Origin of the sequence: Wenzhouxiangella sp. XN79A (assembly GCF_012272825.1) — a bacterium.
Taxonomy (GTDB): domain Bacteria; phylum Pseudomonadota; class Gammaproteobacteria; order Xanthomonadales; family Wenzhouxiangellaceae.
Map to the genome: position 1 here is coordinate 78,141 of NZ_JAAWWS010000137.1, position 16,880 is coordinate 95,020.

Sequence of the window (16,880 nt, forward strand, 5' to 3'; positions counted from 1 at the left end):
GATCCAGAAACGATCAATTAACAGTATCTGGTCTCAAAATCCCTCAAGAGTCCCATTCAGCTATCGATCCAATCTCGGAATCCGCCCCGGCGTCCACGGCGCCTTGCCGGCCAGTTCGTTCTCGAGCTCGCGCAGCGACGCATCGGCCGACTGCAGGGCCTCTTCGACCTCGGCGTACTGGGCCCGGGCGATGGCCAGGGAGTCGGCCTGGTTGTCGGTGACGGCGGCCAGGGCGTTCCAGTGGGCCCAGGCGAACATGCCCATGCGGCCGGCCAGGCCCATCGGGCGCGGTTCGTTGGCGCCGGCCTTGACCGAGTCGCCGTACATCGTCTCGCGCAGGTCGGCCAGGCGCTCCTCGATGCGGTCCAGTCGGTCGCGCAGGCTCGGGTCCAGCGCCGGGGTATCGCGGATGGCGACGTCGACGTGCGAGGCGCGTTCGTTCAGCTCGCCGAGCGCACGTCCGGCGCCCTGCACGGCGCGGCTGAGGTCGGCGGCGGCCTGCATGGTCTCGGCGTGGGTTTCCAGCGAATCGGGCCGGAACAGGCCGCGGTCCATCGGCTTGACGGTGAAGGCCACGGGCTCGGCCAGCGCGGTGCGCTCGCCGCGCACGCGCTTGTAGAGCTGGGCGGTGTAGGTGCCGGGCGCGACGAACACGCCCTGCGGTTCGCTGTCCCACGGCGATCGGAAGCCGCCGCCGCCCAGTTCGACCGGGTCCGGGGCCGGTGTGCGCAGGTCCCAGGCCACGCGGTGCAGGCCCTTGGCGGTCGGGCCGGTGATCCGACGGACCGTCTCGCCCGCAGCGTCGCGGATCTCGATGATCAGTTCCGGGGCCTGCTCGCGGTCTTCCTCGCGCAGGCGGTCCCAGGACGGGTACGGGTTGTCCTCGAAGCTCTTGCGGCGCTCGCCCTCCTCCTTCAGGCGCTGGTCGCGCAGCGAGGAATAGCCGTCGCGCAGGTAGTAGGTGACGACGGCGCCGTAGGGCGGGTTCGGGGCGGTGAAGAAGGTTTCGCCCTGGAAGCCCTTGGTGCCGTAGCCGAACACGTCCTGTTCGACGTACATCCACGGATCGCGGACCGGAAAGGTGGTGGCCTCGGCGGCGGCGATATCCTCGGCCTTCGTGCGCAGCGCCCGGTAGTCGTCGAGGATCCGGATGCCGCGGCCGAAGGTGGCGATCACCAGGTCGTTCTCGCGGCGCTGGATTTCGAGGTCGCGCACGGCAATCGTCGGCATGTTGCCGGTGATCTCGTGCCAGTTCTCGCCGCCGTTCTGGCTGAAGTACACGCCGAACTCGGTGCCGACGAACAGCAGGTCCGGGTCGACGTGGTCCTGGACGATGGTGTGCACGTTGCCGCGCTCGGGCAGGTCGCCGGTGATCGAGGTCCACGAGCGCCCTCGGTTGGTCGAGCGGTAGACGTAGGGCTTGTAGTCGCCGCGCTTGTGGTTGTTGAAGGTGGCGAAGACCGTGTCCTCGTCGTGCAGGGAGGCGGCCAGGTCACTGACGAAGGTCATGTCGGGCACGCGGCCGAAGTCGTCGTGGCGCGTCCAGCTCTCGCCGCCGTCGGCGGTGACCTGGACCAGGCCGTCGTCGGTGCCGGCGTAGATCAGTCCTTCGACGAGCGGGCTCTCGGACAGGGAGATGATGCTTCCGTACATGGAGGTCGAGTCGTTCTTGGCCACGGCGTCGACGCTCCAGACCCGGCCCATGACCTCGAGTTCGTTGCGGTCGAGCTGCCGGGTCAGGTCCGGGCTGAAGGGGCGCCAGGCGTTGCCGCCGTCGTCGGAGACGAAGATCTTCTCGGCGGCGAAGTACAGGCGCTTCGGGTCGTGCGGGCTGATGATGAAGGCCGAGTTCCAGTTCCACTTGTAGTCGTCTTCCTCGGCCCCCGGCATCGGCGTGATCAGCACGCGCTCGCCGCTGGTCCGGTCGTAGCGCGCCAGCATGCCGTACTGCAGCTGCGAGTAGACGATGTCCGGGTTGGTCGGGTCGACCTGGGTCTTGAAGCCGTCGCCGCCGAGGGTGACGATCCAGTCGGAATTGGCGATGCCGTAGTTGTAGGTCGTGCGCGACGGGGCGCCCAGCGTCGAATTGTCCTGGGTGCCGCCGTAGACGTTGTAGAACGGCTCGGCGTTGTCCGGCGTGGCGCGATAGAACTGGGTGATCGGCAGGTTCTCGACATGGCGCCAGTTCTCACCCCCGTCGAAGGTGTCGTAGATGCCGCCGTCGTTGCCGGTGATGATGTGGTCCGGGTTCTCGGGGTTGATCCACAGCGCGTGTTCGTCAACGTGCTTGTGCGCGTTGCCGACCATGGCCCAGTTCGCGCCGCCGTCCTCGGTCACCATCAGCCAGGTGTCCATCGAGTAGACCTTGTCGGGGTCGACCGGGTCGGCGATCAGTTCGTTGTAGTACTGCGGGCTGCCGGCGACGTAGCTCGAGCGCTTTTCCCAGGTCACGCCGAAGTCCGTCGAGCGATAGCTGCCCTCGCCCGGGCCGTCGGACTCGATGATCGCGTAGACCGTGTCGGGCCGGGCCGGCGCGTAGGCCAGGCCGATCTTGCCCATGTCCTCGCTCGGCAGGCCGGCGGTGATTTCCGTCCAGGTCTCGCCGCCGTCCGTCGAGCGATGGATGCCGCTGCCCGGTCCGCCGTTGATCAGGGTCCAGACGTGGCGACGGCGCTGGTAGCTGGAGGCCAGCAGCAGGTCCGGGTCGTCCGGATGCATGACGACCTCGTTGACGCCGGTGTACTCGTCGATTTCGAGGATGCGCTCCCAGCTCTCGCCGCCGTCGCGGGTCCGGTACACGCCGCGGTCGCCGCCGTCGCTCCACAGCGGGCCGTGGGCGGCGACCAGCACGTGGTCGGAATCGCGCGGGTCGATGACGATCGCGCCGATGTGGCCCGAGTCTTCCAGCCCCATGTTGGTCCAGCTACGTCCGCCGTCGATCGACTTGTAGACGCCGTCGCCGTAGCCGACGGAGCGCTGGGCGTTGTTCTCGCCGGTGCCGACCCAGACCGTGTCCGGGTCGTTCGGGTCGATCTCGACGACGCCGACCGCGTAGGACCCCTCGTTGTCGAAGACCGGCGTCCAGGTGATTCCGCCGTTGGTGGTCTTCCAGACCCCGCCCGAGGCCACGCCGGCGTAGAAGGTCTGCCAGCCGTCCGGGTGCATCGCGAAGTCGCTGATCCGGCCGGAGGTGACGGCCGGGCCGATGTCGCGAACGGCCAGGCCGGCGAAAATCTGGCCGGCATCGGGCACTTCGTCGTCGGCCGCGAGTGCCGCGACCGCCGCGCCGATCAGAACCACGCCGGCCATCAGGCGGCAGCCATCGATCGTTCGAATCATGCAGAGCTCCTTGGGATGGGTTTCTGGAGACGGGTCCGGGACCGGCGATGCCGCCAAGGCATCGACACCCGATCACGCGTCAGCTTAACGCCGCGCGACGCAGCACGCGAGTGCGTTGTGCGGAACGGTGGCTCGATGCGGGGTCGCACGACGAACCCGGGGCTTCAGTCACCGCCGTTCGGAGGCGCCCGGCGCGCCAGAATCCGGCCGATCCGCGCGTCCTTTTCGCGCCAGAACTCGTTGAGCCAGTTCTGGAACCGCTGCCGGAACTCGGGATCGTCCTCGTAACCACCGCCCTTGAGGACCTCGGGCACCGGGAAGGTGCGGACGTGCACGACCACTTCGGGAACCTCACCGGCCATCAGCGCGGGCAATTCACCACCGCCGCGGGGGTAGACCAGCGTGACGTCGACGATGGTGTCGATCGCCCCCTGCATCGCGTCGAGCACGAACGCGATGCCGCCGCTGCGCGGCTTCAGCAGGTGGCGGAACGACGAGCCCTGGCGTCGATGCTTGGCGATATCGAAGCGGGTGCCCTCGACGAAGTTCATGATGGCGACCGGCCGGTCGCGGAATTTTTCACAGGCCCGTCGGGTGGCGGCGATATCGCGGCCGGCCAGTTCCGGGCGGCGGGCGATGGTCTCCCTGTCATAGCGTTTCATGAATGGAAAATCCAGCGCCCACCACGCCAGCCCGAGCACCGGCACCCAGATCAGCTGGCTCTTCAGGAAGAAGCGCAGCAACGGCAGGCGCTGGTTGAAGACCCGCTGAAGTACGGGAATGTCGATCCAGCTCTGGTGGTTCGCGAGGACCAGGACCTGCCCGTCCGGGCAGTGCGGGAGTTCGCCTTCGACGATCAGTCGCGTGCCGCTGAGGCGATCGATCATCCAGTTGTTGACGCCGATCCAGCTTTCCGCGATGCCGGTCAGTAGCGTGGTCAGCGCACGTCGGAGGGGCCGGAACGGCAGCACGACCTTCATCACCGCCAGCAGCAGCAGCGGCACGCAGTGCACCACAGTGTTCAGGCTGAGCAGCAGCATCGCCACCGCAATCCGTATCCAGCGCATCGTTCGGGCTCGTTTTCCTGGTTCGCTCGTATTGTGGCGCATCGCGGCGGTGATAACGCGAAACCATGATCCGCTCGCTATACTCGGGCGCTCGACTCTCCGCACTCAGGATCACGATGACCGGTCCCGGGCTCCGTGCCGATCTCCAGGATGCGCTGCTGCGGTTGGCGAGGGCCTACGGCGATCGCGGCTGGACGCCTGCGACCAGCGGCAATTATTCGGTCCGTGAAGCCGACGGGCGCATCCTCATCACGCGTTCGGGCGTGGACAAGCGGATGCTGGACCGCGCCGGCATGATGCGGATCGATGCGGACGGAACGCCCGAGTCCGCCGACGACCGCCCGTCCGCGGAGACCGGCCTGCACCTCCAGATCTACCGGCAATTCCCGGACGCGCGCTGCGTGCTGCACGTGCACACCGTGGCCTCGACCGTGCTGTCGCGGCACGGCGCGGCTGCAGGGGCCGTCGAGCTGGCGGGCTTCGAGGTCGCCAAGGCCTTTCCGGGCGTGGCGGGTCACGAAGGAACGCTGCGCATCCCCGTGGTGCCGAACGACCAGGACATCGAGCGCCTTGCGGCCTCCGTGGCGCCGTGGCTGGCGGTCGAGGAACCTCTGCCCGTCTATCTGATCGAAGGTCACGGCCTGTATGCCTGGGGCCGCTCGGTCGCCGAGGCTTCGCGCCATCTCGAAGCCGCGGAGTTCCTGCTCCAGTGCCATCTCGAAGAAACCCGCCTCCGACGGTCGGAGTAGCGAAACACCCGGAGTCCCTCTTCCCATGCTCGGACATTCAAGCAGGAGCACCCAGCCATGACCCAGTTGACCGTGTATCGCATGCCCGCCGACGGTTCCGGCCACGGCGAAGTCGAATCGACCACCCGAGCCTACGACGAGATCGCCGACCGACTCGGGTCGATCGGCGTGCGCTTCGCGCGCTGGCCGCTGGCCGGGGAACTGCCCGCGGATGCCGACGGGGATGCGGTGCTCGAGCGCTACCAGGAGCCGCTGCAAGCGCTCTGTGACGAAGGCGGATACCGCTCCATGGACGTGGTCCGGATGTGGCCCGACCATCCGCAGCGCGAAGCCGCCCGGCAGAAATTCCTCCAGGAGCACACCCACGCCGAGGACGAGGTCCGCTTCTTCGTCGAGGGCAGCGGCCTGTTCAGTCTGCACGTCGGCGACCGGGTCCACGAAATCCTCTGCGAGGCCGGTGACCTGATCGGCGTGCCGGCCGGCACACCGCACTGGTTCGACATGGGCGAGGCACCGCGTTTCACCGCCATCCGGCTGTTCACCAATCCCGACGGCTGGGTCGCCTCGTTCACCGGCAGCGACGTCGCCGACCGGTTCCCCCGCTTCGACGAGGTCGTCGGCAAGGCCGCCGAACCGGCCCGCGACGGTCGATGACCAGCGCCGAGCGCCAGGCCGTCGCGCTGCTGGATATCGAGGGCACCATCGCCGACGCCCGCTTCGTCCATGACGTGCTGTTCCCCTACGCGCGGGCGGCCCTGCCGGAGTTCGTCCAGCGCCACGTCGAGAACCCGGCGGTCCGGGCCGAACTCGAAGCGACCGCCGAGGCCGCCGACCTCCAGCCGGACGACCTGGACGGCATCCTGGATCAACTGGTCGCCTGGATCGACGCCGACGTCAAGGCCACGCCGCTGAAGAGCCTGCAGGGCATGATCTGGCGCGAAGGCTACCGCCGCGGCGAGTTCACCGCCCACCTCTACGACGACGCCTATCGCTGGATGAGCCGCGCGCACGAGGCCGGCATTCCGCTCTACATCTATTCGTCGGGCTCGGTCGAGGCGCAACAGCTCTACTTCGCGCACACCACGCACGGCGATCTCGGCGGCTGGCTGGCCGGTCACTTCGACACCCGGACCGGCCCGAAGAAGGTCGCGGACTCGTACCGGGCGATCGCCGAGCGGATCGGCCTGCAGGCCGATGCGATCCGCTTCTACTCCGACGTGGCCGAGGAACTCGACGCGGCGGCCGAAGCCGGCTGCCGCACGGTGCACCTCAGGCGCGACGGTCAGCCGTCGACCGGACGCCATGCCGAAGCTCCCGATTTCTCCGAACTGCCGCTGCCCGGCGAGGACCCGCGATGAGCACGACCCGGATCGATTCCAAGCTGCCCGATGTCGGCACCACGATCTTCGCGGTGATGTCGCAGAAGGCCCAGCAGCACGGCGCACTCAACCTGTCGCAGGGGTTCCCGGATTTCGAGTCGCCGGAAGGACTCCGGGCGCGGGTCGAAGAAGCGATGGCGACCGGTCACAACCAGTACGCGCCGATGCCGGGCCTGCCCCTGCTTCGCCAGCGGATCGCCGAGAAGGTCGAGGCAATGTACGGCGCGAGCGTGGACGCCGAGGCCGAGATCACCGTGACCTCCGGGGCGACCGAAGCGCTGTTCGTCGCGATCCAGACCGTGGTCCGGCCCGGCGACGAAGTGATCGTCTTCGATCCGGCCTACGACAGCTACGAGCCGGCCGTGCGGCTGGCCGGAGGCCGTTGCATCCACCTGCCCCTGGTGGCACCCGACTACCGGATCGATTTCGATCGGCTGACCGCGGCGCTCGGCGCGCGGACCCGGCTGGTCATCGTCAACAGCCCGCACAACCCGACCGGCGCCGTACTGAGCCGCGCCGACCTGGACCGGCTCGCCGAGGTCCTGCGCGCCAGCGGCTGCTGGCTGCTGTCCGACGAGGTCTACGAGCACATCGTCTTCGACGGGCGCTCGCATGCCAGCGTGCTCGGCCACCCGGAGCTGCGGGCACGGAGCTTCGCGGTCTCGTCCTTCGGCAAGACCTACCACACGACCGGCTGGAAGATCGGCTACTGCATCGCCCCATCGGCGCTGACGTCCGAGTTCCGCAAGGTGCATCAGTTCGTCACCTTCAGCGTATCGACACCGATGCAGCTGGCGATCGCCGAGTTCATGAGCGACCCGACCTTCCATCTCGAGCTGCCGGCGTTCTACCAGGCCCGCCGGGACCGGTTCCGCAGCGCCCTGGCCGACTCGGCCTGGACGTTGCTGCCCTGCCCCGGCACGTATTTCCAGCTCCTGGGCTACGGCGGGATCTCCGACCGCCCGGATACCGAGATGGCCGACTGGCTGGTCGAGCACGCCGGGGTCGCGGCGATCCCGGTCTCGGTCTTTCACGCCGATCGGCGCGACGACCGGGTGCTCCGGTTCTGCTTCGCCAAGACCGACGCCACGCTGGATCGCGCCGCCGAGCGCCTGACCGGGATCACGGCCGTCGCATGAGCCAGGCCCTTCCAAGGCCCCGCCATCTGCCGCCGGAAGAGGAACTGGAGGAGAAGTTCATCCGGGCTTCGGGCCCGGGTGGTCAGCACGTGAACCGGTCGGAGACGGCCGTGCAGCTGCGCTTCGACGCCGCCAACAGCACGTTTCTCGACGAGGCCGTGGCCCGCCGCCTGATCGAGTCGGCCGGACAGCTGGCCGACCAGCACGGCGTCATCACGCTCAGAAGCGAGTCCAGCCGCAGCCAGTACCGCAACCGGGTCGAGGCCCGGCGGCGCCTGGCGGCGATGATCGAACGGGCCCGGCGACCGGTCAAGGCGCGCCGCAAGACCCGGCCCTCGCGCGCCCAGCGCGAGAAGCGGCTGACCGAGAAGCGACAGCGAAAGCAGATCCGACGGCTGCGCAAACCGCCGCCGGTCGACGAATGAAGCCGCGCTTGTTCGCCGGGCTCCGCGGCGTTGCGGCGCTGCTGACACTGACGTTGGCGCTGGCGGCCGCTGCCCCCAGCGTCGTCGCCGAGCCAGCGCCCGACAGCGAGCCGGCGCTACCGATCGGCCCCGCCGTGCTTGCCGATTTCGAGGACCGCTTCGTCCGCGTCGTGGCCGACGAGCGGATTCCCGGCGCGGCCTGGGTGATGGTCCAGGGCGGCGCGATCGCCGGGCTCGGCACCCATGGACACATCGACCGCCAGCGCAGCCGGCCGGTCGACATGACCACGGTATTCCGAATCGCCTCGGTGTCGAAAGGCTTCGCCGGCGTGCTCGCGGCCCTGCTCGCCCACGAAGGCCGCTTTGCCCTGACCGAGCCGGTCGCGCGCTACGCGCCGTCGTTCGGCTTCCGCGGCGATGCAGCGCAACCACTCACCGTCCAGGACGTCCTCGGCCAGCGATCGGGCTTCGTGCCGAACGCCTACGACAACTTGATCGAGGCCGGCCGATCCCGGCACGAGATCTATCCGCGGTTCGCCGAAATCGAGCCGATCTGCGCGCCGGGCGCCTGCTACAGCTACCAGAACAGCATCTTCAGCCTGGTCGAGGACGTCGTCGAGCGGAGCACCGCCGTGCCCTACCCGGCGCTGGTCGAGGAACGGCTGTTCCGGCCGCTGGGCATGCAGAATGCCTCGATCGGCTTCGAGGCGTTCATGGCGGTCGACAACCGGGCGCTGCCGCATCTCAAGACCCGCGTCGGATGGCGCCAGTCCGCGCCCCGACGGACCTACTACCAGGTCAGCTCGGCGGCCGGGATCAACGCCAGCATCGTCGACATGGCGCAGTGGGCGATCGCGATGCTCGGCCATCGCCCGGATGTCCTGCCGGACGAAGTGATCCGCGAGGTGCTGACGCCACGAATCCGCACCGGGCGCGAGCTGCGCAACCGGCACTGGCGCGATCGACTGGACGATGCCCACTACGGCCTGGGCTGGCGAATCTATCGGATCGACGGACGTCGACTGGCGATCCACAGCGGCTGGCTGGCCGGATATCGCGCCGAGATCGCGCTATCGCATGACCTGGACCTGGGCCTGGTGCTGTTGATGAACGCCGAGTCGCGCGCGGTCGGAGAACTGGATCGAGCGTTCTGGGACCTGGTGCTCGAGGCGCTGCCGCCCACGACGGCGGCACAGGACTGACCCGCTCGCCGGCCGCCCCCGTCGGCAGCGCCTCGGGACGTGGTTCGGCGATGGCCAACGAGCACGACCGGCTCAGCGCTCGGTCGGTCCCGTGTGCGCCATGGCCGCGTCCAGGCGCGCGAGCAGGCGTTCGAACAGGGCTTGTCGATCCGCCGCGTCGATGCGTGCCGCCGCCCCGCCGAATCGCGCCCGGCGGGCCAGCTCGCGGTATTTCTCGACCCGGTTGCGCAGCCGCTGGCGCAGGACGCTGTGCTCGCCGTCCCCGGCCGCCAGCGCGGCCTCGACGGCCTCGACCAGCCGCCGTTCGGCGGGTTCCAGCGCTTCGATGGCTTCGATATCGGTCGGATTCATGTCGGTGTCTGTTCGGTGGGGACGGGCTCGCGACCGTGGCATGATACCGGCATGGCATCGGCGCACCCTTCGTATCGGTTCGACCGTCTCCCACTGGGCCGACCGTGGTGCGAAGCGCTTCGCTTGACGACCGGCCGGAAGCTGCTGCTGCGGCCGATCCGGCCCGACGATGCCGAGCGCCTGCGCACGGCCTTCCAGGCATTGACACCCGAAGAGGTGCGGTTTAGATTCTTTCATCCGATCAAGGAGTTGTCGCCGGATCTTGCGCGGTCACTGAGCCAGCTGGACCCGGCTCGTGCCTTTGCGCTCGTCGTCACCGAGTGCCTTCCGCCCGCGCAGGCACGGATCGGCGCCGTCGGGCGGGTCGCGATCGATTCCGACCGCCGCGACGCCGAGTTCGCGCTGACGGTCGGCGCCGAGCTGCGCGGTTTCGGGCTGGGCCGCTACCTGCTTCAGCGCCTGATCGAGTGGTGCCGCAAGAAACGGCTGACCAGCATCTACGGACGAATCATGAGCGACAACGACGCCATGCTGCACATCGCTCGTAGGCTCGGCTTCGCGCTGCGGCCGGACGCCGATGCACCGGGCGTGCTCCTCGCGCGCCGCGCCCTTTCCGGCGCTGCACACCGGGCGCCTCCGCCCGCTCCAACCCGTTGAACGCGAGCCGCGACCCCTCCTCGGCACGCACGGGCGGCGTCCGCCGCGCGGCGGTCCTGCGTCGGGTCGGCGCGTCGCGACAGCTGCTGCCGATGTTCCTGCTGGTCGCGGTGCTGATCGCCGCAGCGATCGCGGCGATCGTGGTGTCGCTGGATTTCTTGTCGGCCACTCGCGCCTTCGTGACCGGCGAGAGTCACTGGTCGCGGGCCCAGCAGAACGTCGTCTTCCGCCTCGACCGCTACGCCGAGCGCGGCGATCCGGCCGATCTGGCCGCTGCCCGGGAACAGCTGATCGTGCCGCGCGCTGCGCGCGAGGCGCGGCGTCTGCTGGCCGCCGGGCCGGTCGACCGCGAGGGCGTGCTCGAGGCCTTCGTGCGCGCCGGCAATGCGGCGAACGACGTGCCGTCCATGATCCGCCTGCAGCGTTTCCTCGCCACCATGCCGGAGGTCCGGCGCGCGCTCGAACTCTGGCGCGGCAGCGATGCCTGGGTGGACCGTCTCGACAGCCTGGCCGACGAACTCGAAACCTACTGGAGCCTGCCGGACGAAGCGCATGCGGCGGTCCGGGCTTCGATCCGTGACGAACTGGCGCTGATCGATCACAGTCTCGCGCGCGACACCCTGGCGTTCGCCGCGGCGATGGCAGAGGCCAGCGCGGCGATCGAACGCACCGCGCGCTGGCTGTCGCTGGCCGTCCTGGCAACGATCGGTGCGCTGCTGATGATCGCCGCGGTTCGCGCGGCACGCGGCCTGCGGCGCTCGGAGCGACGGTTCTGGACGACCTTCGAACAGGCTCCGGTCGGCATGGCCCTGATCGACCGCCAGAGCGCGCTGCTGGAGCGCAACGAAGCGCTTTCGCGGTTGCTGCAGCGCCGCCCCGACGAACTGGCCGGCCAGCCGCTGACGCATTTTTCCCACCCGCGCGATCGCGGTGCACTGCGCAAGTTCATCATCGACCGCAGCGAACGCGGCGGCGTCGGGTCCGAGCTCGAGACCCGCTACCTGCGCCCCGACGGCAGCGTGGTCTGGGGCAAGCTGTCGCTGGCTCCGCTGGACCCGAGCGCCGGCGGTGACGGCGAGGTTCAGGTCGCTGTGCTGGAGGATATTTCCGAGCCGCATCGACTGGCCGGCGAGCTGGCCTACCAGGCCGCGCACGATCAGCTCACCGGCTTGCCCAACCGGCGCGAGTTCGAGCGCAGTCTCAACCAGCTGCTGCACCGCGCCGATCGGACCCGGGCCCGCCACGCGCTCGCCCTGGTCGACCTGGACCAGTTCAAGGTCGTCAACGATTCCTTCGGCCACCTGGCCGGTGACGCATTGCTGGTCCGCCTGGCCGATGGCATGCAGGCCTGCCTGCGTGAAGGCGATCTGCTGGCCCGGCTCGACGGCGACGAATTCGGCGTCCTGCTGAAGAATTGTGCCCAGGACAAGGCGATCGAGGTCGTCGAGCGGGTTCGAGCCGTGATCACGGCGTTCTCGTTCCATTGGGAAGAACGGCCGGTGACGATCAGCTCGAGCATCGGCCTGGTGCCGTTCGGCGACGACCAGCGCGATGCATCCACCTTGCTTCAGCAGGCCAACATCGCCTGCCACGAAGCCAAGGACCAGGGACGCAACCGCCTGCAGGTCCACTCCGACGATCACGATTCCTCGCGCCGACGGCACGAAGAAATGGACTGGGTGCACCGGATCAACCAGGCACTGGGCGACAGCCAGCTGCGGTTCCACGCCCAGCTGATCCAGCCGATGGGCGACGGGCCGTATCGCTGCGAACTGCTGCTGCGGCTGAAGGAAGCAAGCGGCGAACTGCACACTGCAAGCCGGTTCATGGAAGCCGCCGAGCGCTTCCACATCGCCCGCACGGTCGACCGCTGGGTCGTCGATCACGCCCTGGCCGAGATCCGCGCCGCCTCGGCGCGGCTGCCCGGCATTGCGGTCTGGCACATCAACCTGTCGGGCCAGTCGGTCGATTGCGAAACCATGCTGCCGGAGATCATCGAGCGGATCCGTTCACACGGCGTGCCGCCGCAGTCGCTGTGTTTCGAAGTGACCGAAACCGCCGCCATCCACAGCCTGGACGAGGCCCGCGCCTTCTTCGGCGCGCTGCGCGAGCTGGGCTGCCGGATCGCGCTGGACGATTTCGGCAAGGGCCTGTCGACCTTCGACTACCTCAAGCAGTTGCCGGTGGACATGGTCAAGATCGACGGCGGCTTCGTGCGCGAGCTGGCCCACAGCGAACTCGACCATGCCATGGTCCGGTCGGTCCACGAGATCGCGCGCATCGCCGGCCTGGAGACCGTGGCCGAATCGGTCGAGAGCGTCGAAGTGCTGCTCCGCCTGAGGCAGATCGGCATCGATTACCTGCAGGGGCACATCATTCACAACCCGTGCCGGATCGACGAGCTGGAACTGCCGAGCCGGCGCCCGGAAACGGTCAGCTGAGCCGTCGGGCTCGATCCGTTCGTCGGCGGGTCTGACGGCGCCGAACCGGGACATCCAGCGCTCGCCACAGCGCGAGAAAGGCGACGTACCCGACCACCGCCGACGGCAACGCGATCGCGAGGCTGCCCAGCGCCAGCGCCGCGGCATTCAGCCCCGCAAGGCCGGCCGAGCGCGTCGCGGCCTCGACCACCGGCGACGACCCGGCCAGCAACCATTGTCCGGTTCGATGGAACGCGAAATACAAGGGGGCCACGGTCAGCGGGTTGCTGACCAGCGAGGCGACCAGCGCGGCCGGGAAATTGGCGCGGAACAGCAGCGAACCGAACATCATGATCACGGACTGGACGCCGACCGTGGGCGTGAAGCCCACGAACAGGCCCAGCGAAACGCCGCGCGCCAGCGCGTATTCATCGGCGTTCAGGCAACCGCTGCGCTCCAGCAGCCGCGCGGCGACCGGATGGCGGACCAGCCAGGCCCGCAGCCGTTCACGCTGCCGTCGCGCGCGGCGCAGGACGGTCAGTCGGAGCCAACGCACGTCTCGGCCTCGGCGCAGCCGGCGAGGTCGAGCAGAAAGGCATGTTCGGCTGCGCGCTCGCGGCTGCTCGCCTGCGGGCGCGTGCGCCCGTCATGACCGCCCTCCAGGTCGACGCGCAGCAGCAGCGGTTCGGCGTTGGTGCGCTTTTCCCGCAGGCGCGCGACCCACTTGACCGGTCCCCAGTACGGCACCTGGGCATCCCACAGCGCCGCGGTGGCCAGCAGTGCGGGATACTCCTGGCGTTTGACGTTGTCGTACGGCGCCCAGCGCTTCATGATCGCGAACTGGTCCGGCTGGCGCGGGTCGCCCCATTCGCGGTATTCCTGGGCGGTCAACGGAAGCGATGGATCGAGCATGGTCTGAATCACGTCGACGAACGGCACCCGAACGACCATACCCGCGTAATGTTGCGGTGCGATGTTGGCCGCCGCAGCGACCAGCAGCCCGCCGGCGCTGGCGCCGTAGGCGAACACCCGGTCGGGGTCGACCTGCCCGGACCCGGCCAGGGACGCGGTCACGTCGATGAAATCGTTGATCGAGTTGATCTTCTGCCGACCGCGTCCGCGCAGGTACCAGCGGCGACCGAGTTCCTGGCCGCCCCGCACGTGGGCCAGGGCCACGACGAAGCCGCGGTCCAGCAGCCCGAGTCGATCGGCCTCGAAGCGTGGTTCGAGCGACTGGCCGTAGGCGCCGTAGCCCTCGATCAGCAGCGGAGCGCGGCCGTCCAGCGGCGTATCGCGACGGGCCACGAGGGTGACCGGCACCCGCGCGCCGTCGCGCGCATCGACCCAGCGCCGTTCGACCCGGTAGGCGGCCGGATCGACGCCGTCCGAGGGGCTTCGATGCAGCAGCGTCCGGGCACCGTCGGCGAAGGCATGGCGCCAGGTCGTCGGCGGCGTGGCCGGCCCGCTGACCACGAACTGCAGGTGATCGGCCCGCGGGTCGGGGTTGCGGCCGAGCTGCAGCATCTGCGGCGCCGGACCGGGTTCGATGGTCTGCCGGGCGCCGCTGAGGCGGTCGAGCAGGTGGATCCGTCGCTGCCCATCGCGCCGCTCGGCGTAGGCGATGTGCTCGCTGAACACGTCGAACTCCAGCAGCATGCCCCGCTCGGAAGGTGCGGCCCGCTCGATCCAGCGCTCGCGATCGTCGTCCGGCACCTCGTACAGGCGAAAATCGGGCGTGTCCCGATTGCTGCGCACGAACCAGGACCCACCGACGTGATCGGCGCTGTAGAGGTGACCGGATCGCCGCCGGGCCAATGCGTCGATTCGGGGCGGTTCGTCGCCGGCTCCCGGCTCGTCGATGACCAGGATCTCGCTGGTGTCGGTCGCCCGCAGCCCGATCGTGACATAGCGCCCGGAACGCGTGCGCTCGACCACCGCGCGGAACGCCGGATCGGCCTCGTGATGGACCGGCAGCGCGGTTCCGCCGTCGGCCGGAAGCCGGAGCACGCGGTCGCTGCGCAGCGTGACCGGATCGGCCACCGCAAGATACAGCCAGCGGCCGTCGCCGCTCCAGGCCAGCGAGGTGACGCCGTCGATCCCGGGGTCGACGATCCGACCGCTGTCCGGATCCCGGAGCATCAGCTCGAACGACCTCACGCCGCTGCGCTGCTGCAGCCAGGCCAGCCGGACGCCGTCCGGGCTCAGGTCCCAGCCGACGACGCGGAATCGCGGGTCGCCGTCGGCCAGCGCCTCGGCGTCGAGCAGGACCTGCTCGGCATGGGCCCGCCCGTGCGGTCGACGCAGCAGCTGCAGCCCGTCGCTGTCGGCCCTGCGCTGGATCCGGTAGACGAAGCCGCGATCGTGCCAGGGGGCGCTGTCGTGGAGCACCGTGCTGCGGCGTTCCAGCTCGCGCGCCAGGCGCCCGCGCAGCCGGGCCAGCGGGGCCAGCATGGCGTCGGCGTAGGCGTTTTCGGCGTCCAGATGCGCGAGAACCTTCGGGTCGTCGCGGGTATCGTCGCGCAGCCAGTGGTAGGGATCGCCGAACGCGCCCTGGGGCGACAGCACGGCGTGCGGAATGCGTTCGGCCAGGGGTTCCGGTGGCGCCGGGGGCTGCTCCCGGCAGCCGATCAGCAGCGCGATGGCCGCAATCGCCGCGGCAAGCGGCGCCGCCCGCAGCGCGGCCGGACAGGCCTTGCCGTGGGCGGCCGACCGAGCGCTCGGCGCGGGATCAGTCGGCGTCATCGGCCGAGAACAACTGCTCCAGGAGTTCGCGGTGGGCGTCGGCGGCTGGCCGTTCGGCCGGGATCGCGCCGATCCGTACGGCCAGCTCGAAGAAACCGGGCGCCGGCAGGCCGTCGCGGATCCGGCTGGTCACCAGCGCCGAACGCAGCGGCCGGCCGGCAGCGGCATCCTCGCGCGCCAGTCGCTCGAGCAGTCGGGTCAGGCGATGGATCCGGCGCGGGGGCGGCAGCCGGATCGCGTCGGCCGCCTGCAGGTAGGTCATCGTGCGGCGCTGGACCCGGGCGTCTTCGAGCACGCGCCCGAGCGCGTCCAGTGCCGCCTCGGCGTCCGCGGAGGGCACCGGTCAATCGAGGCCGCAGTTGTTCTTTTCCAGGACCCGCTCGGCACGGTAGCTGGAGCGCACCAGCGGACCGGACACCACTTCGAGAAAGCCCATGTCCAGACCGATCTCGCGGAAGCGCCGGAAGGTGTCCGGGGTGACGTAGCGATCGACCGGCAGGTGGTTCATCGTCGGTCGCAGGTACTGGCCGAAGGTCACGATGTCGATCCCGATCGCGCGCAGATCGCGCATGCATTCGACGACCTCGTCGTCGGTCTCGCCCAGGCCCAGCATCAGGCTGGTCTTGGTCAGGATGTCGGGCCGATGCTTCTTGGCGTGGGCCAGCACGTCGAGCGTCTGCTCGTAGGAGGCCCGCGGATCGCGCACCGGGTGGGTCAGTCGCCGCACGGTCTCGACGTTCTGGGCGAACACCTCCAGCCCGCTGTCGATGACGGTTTCGACGCACTCGTGGCGGCCCTGGAAATCCGGCGTCAGGGCCTCGACGGCGGTCCTGGGGTTGATCTTCTTGATTTCGCGGATGCACGCCGCGTAATGACCCGCGCCGCCGTCCGGCAGGTCGTCGCGGTCGACCGAGGTCAGCACGATGTATTTCAGGTCCATCAACCGGACCGATTCGGCCGCATTGGCCGGTTCGTCGGCGTCCAGCCAGCCGCGCGGATTGCCGGTATCGACCGAGCAGAACCGGCAGGCGCGGGTGCAGACATCGCCCATCAGCATGATGGTGGCGGTGCCTGCACTCCAGCACTCGCCGATGTTCGGACACTTCGACTCGGCACAGACCGTGGCCAGCTTGTGCTTCTTGACGTTGGCCCGAACCTGCTCGTACTTGCCGCCGTTGCCGACCGTCGGCAGGCGGACGCGCAGCCACTCGGGCTTGCGCCCGACCGGATCGGCCTGGGCGTCGCGGCGGGTCTTGATGCCGTCGCGGATGGCCGTGAAGCCCTGCGGCTTGCGGACCTTCTCGCCGCTCTTGACGGTGATCGGGATCGAGGGTTCGGCGGTGTCGATCGGAGCCTGGGACATGTCGGAACCGTGCCGTTGAAAACGCGCCATTGTAGCGAATCCGCGAA

The 16,880-nt window shown here is 69.3% G+C and carries 15 protein-coding genes; 8 read left to right on the forward strand and 7 right to left on the reverse strand.

The annotated features are described in order from the left end of the window. Positions 1-60: 60 nt before the first annotated feature. Both HFP89_RS05040 and HFP89_RS05045 read right to left on the reverse strand, forming a co-directional pair. Positions 61-3,339, reverse strand: a complete 3,279-nt coding sequence (locus HFP89_RS05040) for a glycosyl hydrolase (protein ID WP_168716555.1) — start codon at positions 3,337-3,339, stop codon at positions 61-63. 164 nt (positions 3,340-3,503) lie between these two features. Then, positions 3,504-4,406 carry an acyltransferase gene (locus HFP89_RS05045; RefSeq protein ID WP_168716556.1) on the reverse strand — a complete coding sequence of 301 codons (903 nt, stop codon included), beginning with the start codon at positions 4,404-4,406 and terminating at the stop codon, positions 3,504-3,506. A gap of 65 nt (positions 4,407-4,471) precedes the next feature. On the opposite strand from HFP89_RS05045, the gene HFP89_RS05050 reads away from it, so the two are divergent. The 6 genes from HFP89_RS05050 to HFP89_RS05075 are packed head-to-tail and all read left to right on the forward strand — an operon-like array spanning position 4,472 to position 9,300. Beyond that, on the forward strand, positions 4,472-5,155 hold the full coding sequence (locus HFP89_RS05050; RefSeq protein WP_206212230.1) for a methylthioribulose 1-phosphate dehydratase: 684 nt from the start codon (positions 4,472-4,474) through the stop codon (positions 5,153-5,155). A 57-nt stretch (positions 5,156-5,212) separates the two neighbouring features. Further along, positions 5,213-5,809: a cupin domain-containing protein gene (locus HFP89_RS05055; protein WP_168716557.1), complete on the forward strand. Its 597-nt coding sequence runs from the start codon at positions 5,213-5,215 to the stop codon at positions 5,807-5,809. After that, the gene (gene mtnC / locus HFP89_RS05060) at positions 5,806-6,513 is read left to right on the forward strand and encodes an acireductone synthase (RefSeq protein ID WP_240956042.1); all 708 of its coding nucleotides are present in this window, start codon (positions 5,806-5,808) and stop codon (positions 6,511-6,513) included. The genes HFP89_RS05055 and mtnC overlap by 4 nt, the downstream gene beginning before the upstream one ends. Then, positions 6,510-7,673 carry a pyridoxal phosphate-dependent aminotransferase gene (locus HFP89_RS05065; RefSeq protein WP_168716558.1) on the forward strand — a complete coding sequence of 388 codons (1,164 nt, stop codon included), beginning with the start codon at positions 6,510-6,512 and terminating at the stop codon, positions 7,671-7,673. The genes mtnC and HFP89_RS05065 overlap by 4 nt, the downstream gene beginning before the upstream one ends. Beyond that, positions 7,670-8,098, forward strand: a complete 429-nt coding sequence (arfB, locus tag HFP89_RS05070) for an alternative ribosome rescue aminoacyl-tRNA hydrolase ArfB (RefSeq protein ID WP_168716559.1) — start codon at positions 7,670-7,672, stop codon at positions 8,096-8,098. Before HFP89_RS05065 ends, arfB begins: the two co-directional genes overlap by 4 nt. Next, the gene (locus HFP89_RS05075) at positions 8,095-9,300 is read left to right on the forward strand and encodes a serine hydrolase domain-containing protein (protein WP_168716560.1); all 1,206 of its coding nucleotides are present in this window, start codon (positions 8,095-8,097) and stop codon (positions 9,298-9,300) included. Before arfB ends, HFP89_RS05075 begins: the two co-directional genes overlap by 4 nt. A 72-nt stretch (positions 9,301-9,372) precedes the next feature. On the opposite strand, the gene HFP89_RS05080 is transcribed toward HFP89_RS05075, so the two are convergent. Further along, positions 9,373-9,651, reverse strand: coding sequence for a hypothetical protein (locus HFP89_RS05080; RefSeq protein ID WP_168716561.1), 279 nt, complete (start codon positions 9,649-9,651; stop codon positions 9,373-9,375). Positions 9,652-9,774: 123 nt separating this feature from the next. On the opposite strand from HFP89_RS05080, the gene HFP89_RS05085 reads away from it, so the two are divergent. Together HFP89_RS05085 and HFP89_RS05090 are read left to right on the forward strand one after the other, a co-directional pair. Next, positions 9,775-10,308, forward strand: a complete 534-nt coding sequence (locus HFP89_RS05085; RefSeq protein ID WP_168716562.1) for a GNAT family N-acetyltransferase — start codon at positions 9,775-9,777, stop codon at positions 10,306-10,308. Continuing rightward, positions 10,305-12,749 carry an EAL domain-containing protein gene (locus HFP89_RS05090; protein ID WP_168716563.1) on the forward strand — a complete coding sequence of 815 codons (2,445 nt, stop codon included), beginning with the start codon at positions 10,305-10,307 and terminating at the stop codon, positions 12,747-12,749. Before HFP89_RS05085 ends, HFP89_RS05090 begins: the two co-directional genes overlap by 4 nt. On the opposite strand, the gene HFP89_RS05095 is transcribed toward HFP89_RS05090, so the two are convergent. Genes HFP89_RS05095 through lipA form a run of 4 tightly spaced genes read right to left on the reverse strand, consistent with a single transcriptional unit; the run spans position 12,742 to position 16,833 of the window. After that, positions 12,742-13,284, reverse strand: a complete 543-nt coding sequence (locus tag HFP89_RS05095; protein WP_168716564.1) for a DUF2062 domain-containing protein — start codon at positions 13,282-13,284, stop codon at positions 12,742-12,744. The two genes, HFP89_RS05090 and HFP89_RS05095, sit on opposite strands and share 8 nt — an antisense overlap. Continuing rightward, entirely contained in the window at positions 13,266-15,470 is a 2,205-nt protein-coding gene (locus HFP89_RS05100; protein WP_168716565.1) for a prolyl oligopeptidase family serine peptidase, read from the reverse strand. Before HFP89_RS05100 ends, HFP89_RS05095 begins: the two co-directional genes overlap by 19 nt. Then, positions 15,457-15,810 (reverse strand): hypothetical protein, encoded by a 354-nt coding sequence (locus HFP89_RS05105; RefSeq protein ID WP_168716566.1) that lies wholly within the window; start codon positions 15,808-15,810, stop codon positions 15,457-15,459. Before HFP89_RS05105 ends, HFP89_RS05100 begins: the two co-directional genes overlap by 14 nt. 3 nt (positions 15,811-15,813) lie before the next feature. Then, positions 15,814-16,833 (reverse strand): lipoyl synthase, encoded by a 1,020-nt coding sequence (lipA, locus tag HFP89_RS05110; RefSeq protein WP_168716567.1) that lies wholly within the window; start codon positions 16,831-16,833, stop codon positions 15,814-15,816. Between the last annotated feature and the right edge of the window lie 47 nt (positions 16,834-16,880).

Excerpts from the sequence above, each read along its gene's own strand:
- lipA (WP_168716567.1), bottom strand. The coding sequence starts at position 16,833 with ATGTCCCAGGCTCCGATCGACACCGCCGAACCCTCGATCCCGATCACC.
- HFP89_RS05045 (WP_168716556.1), bottom strand. The coding sequence starts at position 4,406 with ATGCGCTGGATACGGATTGCGGTGGCGATGCTGCTGCTCAGCCTGAAC.
- arfB (WP_168716559.1), top strand. The coding sequence starts at position 7,670 with ATGAGCCAGGCCCTTCCAAGGCCCCGCCATCTGCCGCCGGAAGAGGAA.
- HFP89_RS05040 (WP_168716555.1), bottom strand. The coding sequence starts at position 3,339 with ATGATTCGAACGATCGATGGCTGCCGCCTGATGGCCGGCGTGGTTCTG.
- HFP89_RS05055 (WP_168716557.1), top strand. The coding sequence starts at position 5,213 with ATGACCCAGTTGACCGTGTATCGCATGCCCGCCGACGGTTCCGGCCAC.
- HFP89_RS05065 (WP_168716558.1), top strand. The coding sequence starts at position 6,510 with ATGAGCACGACCCGGATCGATTCCAAGCTGCCCGATGTCGGCACCACG.
- HFP89_RS05080 (WP_168716561.1), bottom strand. The coding sequence starts at position 9,651 with ATGAATCCGACCGATATCGAAGCCATCGAAGCGCTGGAACCCGCCGAA.
- HFP89_RS05075 (WP_168716560.1), top strand. The coding sequence starts at position 8,095 with ATGAAGCCGCGCTTGTTCGCCGGGCTCCGCGGCGTTGCGGCGCTGCTG.
- mtnC (WP_240956042.1), top strand. The coding sequence starts at position 5,806 with ATGACCAGCGCCGAGCGCCAGGCCGTCGCGCTGCTGGATATCGAGGGC.
- HFP89_RS05050 (WP_206212230.1), top strand. The coding sequence starts at position 4,472 with ATGATCCGCTCGCTATACTCGGGCGCTCGACTCTCCGCACTCAGGATC.
- HFP89_RS05100 (WP_168716565.1), bottom strand. The coding sequence starts at position 15,470 with ATGACGCCGACTGATCCCGCGCCGAGCGCTCGGTCGGCCGCCCACGGC.